General features: G+C 68.3%; 3 protein-coding genes. 2 read left to right on the top strand and 1 reads right to left on the bottom strand.

Going from position 1 to position 3,133, the window contains the following annotated elements:
• Window positions 1-150 precede the first annotated feature (150 nt).
• Entirely contained in the window at window positions 151-858 is a 708-nt protein-coding gene (locus MJ785_RS04670) for an ABC transporter ATP-binding protein (protein ID WP_239380081.1), read from the top strand.
• A gap of 178 nt (window positions 859-1,036) precedes the next feature.
• Here the strand turns inward: MJ785_RS04670 and MJ785_RS04665 are convergent, their stop codons facing one another.
• Window positions 1,037-2,104: an amidohydrolase family protein gene (locus MJ785_RS04665; protein ID WP_239308331.1), complete on the bottom strand. Its 1,068-nt coding sequence runs from the start codon at window positions 2,102-2,104 to the stop codon at window positions 1,037-1,039.
• A gap of 228 nt (window positions 2,105-2,332) precedes the next feature.
• Between MJ785_RS04665 and MJ785_RS04660 the strand changes: the two genes are divergently transcribed.
• Window positions 2,333-3,109: an SDR family NAD(P)-dependent oxidoreductase gene (locus MJ785_RS04660; protein ID WP_239380080.1), complete on the top strand. Its 777-nt coding sequence runs from the start codon at window positions 2,333-2,335 to the stop codon at window positions 3,107-3,109.
• Window positions 3,110-3,133 lie beyond the last annotated feature (24 nt).

The following is a 3,133-nucleotide window of genomic DNA, read 5'->3' as shown; positions in this document are numbered from 1 at the left end:
ACCGACGCGGCCCCGGCTGACTCCCGCAGGCCCGGTGAGCGGGCCGGGTCACCGAAACCGCATGCCGCCAAGAAGCTGATTCAGTCCGAAAAAGTATGACGCGAGAGTTTGATGATCGTGCCGCCCCGAGGGTCGGCTGAGGAGCACACGATGCCAGCGTTGATCGAAACGATAGGACTGTCGGCCGGCTACGGTTCGCTCGCGGTCGTGCGCGACCTCGACATACACGTGGAGCCGGGCGAGGTTGTCGCGCTGCTCGGCCCGAACGGCGCGGGCAAGACCACCACACTGCTCACGCTGTGTGGTGAGCTGCCTGTTCTCGGCGGGGAGGTCCGGGTGAACGGCCAGGTCACCAAGGCCCCGCTGCACCGGCGCGCACGGGCGGGCCTTGGCCTGGTCACCGAGGAGCGGTCGGTGTTCATGAGCCTGACCGTCGAGGAGAACCTGCGGGTCAGCGGGAGTGACCTGGCGCTTGCGTTCGACTTGTTCCCGGAGCTTGCCGAGTTCCGCGGACGGCGGGTCGGGCTGCTCTCCGGTGGCCAGCAGCAGATGCTGGCCCTGGCCCGAGCGCTGGGCCGTGGCCCGAGCCTGCTGTTGGCCGACGAGCTCTCGCTCGGGCTGGCACCGCTGGTTGTCACGCGGCTGCTGCGTGCGGTCCGGCAGGCCGCGGACGGCGGTGTGGGCGTGCTCCTCGTCGAGCAGCACATCGCGAAGGCTCTTGAGTTCGCCGACCGGGCCTATGTGATGAGCCGCGGCCGGATCGCGCTCAGCGGTACCGCGCAGGACCTGCGCGGCCGCTTGGACGACATCGCGCAGTCCTATCTGTCCGGCGCGCCGTTGGCCCAGGCGCACGCCTGACCCCGCGGTCGCGGGCTGGCGCGGGCCGGCGTTGAACGTGGAGAAGCCCCGGAGGCGGTTGCGTCCGGGGCTTCTCCACGTTGCCGTTGCCGTGTGGCCGTGGCCGTGGTCTGGGCAGGTGGCCTGGCCATGTCCTGTGGTCAGGCCGCCTGTGCCGAGGTCCGGAAGGCCTCAGGCCTCAGGCCTCGACCCGGTCCGGCACGGTGAACAGCGTGCGGAAGGTGTCCAGGGTGATGGTGTGGCGTACCTCGTCCGGGACATCCTGGAACAGGTCGTGCAGCGTCTGCTGGGTGTGGCCGTAGGTACCCTCGAGGTGGGGGTAGTCGTCACCCCACATGACGTTGCGGTAACCCATGGCGGTGACCGCGGGAACAGCGCTCACATCGTGCTGGAAGGACGTGTAGACCTGCCGGTAGATCAGCTCGCTCGGCAGCACCGACAGCTTGGGCAGCGCCCAGTTGCCGTGCTGGCGGTAGCCCTCGTCCATCCGGTCGGCGAGCGCCGGCACCCATGACGCCCCACCTTCGGCAATCATGATCCGCAGGCGCGGGTGACGGTCGAGCACGCCCGCGCCGACCAGGTGGGTGACGACCCGCATGCCGGGGAAGGTCGTTTCCACGTAGTTGATGACAGCCGCTCCAGGACCGCGGAACGCCTTGGCGTCCGAGCCGGTACCGATGTGGAAGGCGATCAGGAGGTTTGCTTCCTCAGCCGCGGTCCAGACCGGCTCCCACAGCTCCTGGGCGTACTCCTGCCCGTCGGGGACGACGGTGGGCAGGAACACGCACTGGAACCCCATCCCGGCGACCCGCTCGATCTCGGCCACGGCGTCTTCGATGGAGGCCATCGACAGGAGCGCGGCGCCGACGATGCGAGGCGAGCCATCCATGATCTCTTCGCGGCACCAGTCGTTGTACGCCCGCACGGAGGCGGCGGCGAGTTCCCGATCGGTGATCAGGACGGTCCACAGGCCCATCGACGGGAATACGAGCTGCCCCCAGATGCCCTCGGCATCCATGTCCTGGAGGCGAAGCTTGAGGTCGTAGGCGCCCGGGGGACGGAACGAGTCCATGAAGTCGTTGAGCGCCCGTCGCTGGACCACGTTGTCGACGTAGATTGTTTCGTGCCGGTCGCCCCGTTCGGTGCGTGGAGCGCGGTCCGCCAGGTGCGCCGGCAGCCTTGACGTCCACAGGTCGACCGGCTCCAGCAGGTGCGAATCTCCCGAGTTCGCCCAGATCTTGTCCATGCCCACTCCTTAGTTCCCGCCAGGGGCCAGCGGTGGCGCGATCGTGCCCGTCGCGCGCCGCCGGTGGCCCAGGTCTCCAGGTCGCCGTGTCCCGTCGGAGGAAGCGTCCTCCAGCGCGGTCGGCCGCTCTCGAAAGCCTCACTAATTTTTAAATTAGTGTTATTATTTTACGTCACATCTGTCAAGCGGATGTTGCCACGGAACTCCGCGCATACCAGGGGGCCGGTTGTGAACGGACGTTTCAGCGGGCGCGCGGCCATCGTCACCGGATCGTCTCGGGGGATCGGGCGGGCGATCGCCTGGCGGTTGGCGACGGAGGGCGCCAGCGTCGTCCTCAACGCCCGTCATAAAAATGATCTAGAGGATGCCCGGGCGGAGTTCGCCGCCGCCGGGCTGAGCGTGGCCACTGCCATCGCGGACGCGGCCGAGCCGGATTCGGCCGCGGCCCTGGTCGCCGCGGCCACGCGGACGTTCGGCCGGATTGATTACCTGGTGAACAACCTGGGGCTGAGCAGCTATCTGGGCCGCCCGCACCTTGCTGATCGGGACAGCTTCGCCCGCGATGTCGTCGGCAACTCCTGGATCGCCATCGGCATGATCCAGGAGGCGATGAAGGCGGGCCTGGCGGACGGCGGCGGAGCCGTCGTCAACGTGTCCGCCATCAGCATCCGCAAGCTCGTTCCGTACGCGGCCGTGTACACCGCGGGTAAGGCGGCGCTGGAGGCGCTCACCCGCGATCTGGCGCTCGATCTCGGCCCTGACGGCGTCCGGGTGAACGCGATCGCCCCCGGTCTGGTGAAAACCGAGGGCTCGAGGTTCGTCTGGGAGGGCAGGGAGGAGATCCAGTCCCAGGTGGTCCCGCTGCGCCGCCTCGGTGAACCGGACGACATCGCCTCGGTCGCCGCGTTCCTGCTGTCCGCGGACGCCTCCTGGGTCACCGGCCAAGTGATCGACGTGGACGGTGGTTCGGTACTGGCGCCAGGTGAGTTCGTCCATCCCGGCTGAAAAAGGCTGATGTCGAACGGCCGG

It is taken from the genome of Protofrankia sp. CiT1 (assembly GCF_917627335.1).
In the GTDB taxonomy this organism is placed as follows: domain Bacteria; phylum Actinomycetota; class Actinomycetes; order Frankiales; family Frankiaceae; genus Protofrankia.
The sequence above is the reverse complement of the archived record's forward strand: the minus strand, read 5'-3'. Positions and strand labels throughout refer to the sequence as shown.

Excerpts from the sequence above, each read along its gene's own strand:
- MJ785_RS04670 (WP_239380081.1), top strand. The coding sequence starts at position 151 with ATGCCAGCGTTGATCGAAACGATAGGACTGTCGGCCGGCTACGGTTCG.
- MJ785_RS04665 (WP_239308331.1), bottom strand. The coding sequence starts at position 2,104 with ATGGACAAGATCTGGGCGAACTCGGGAGATTCGCACCTGCTGGAGCCG.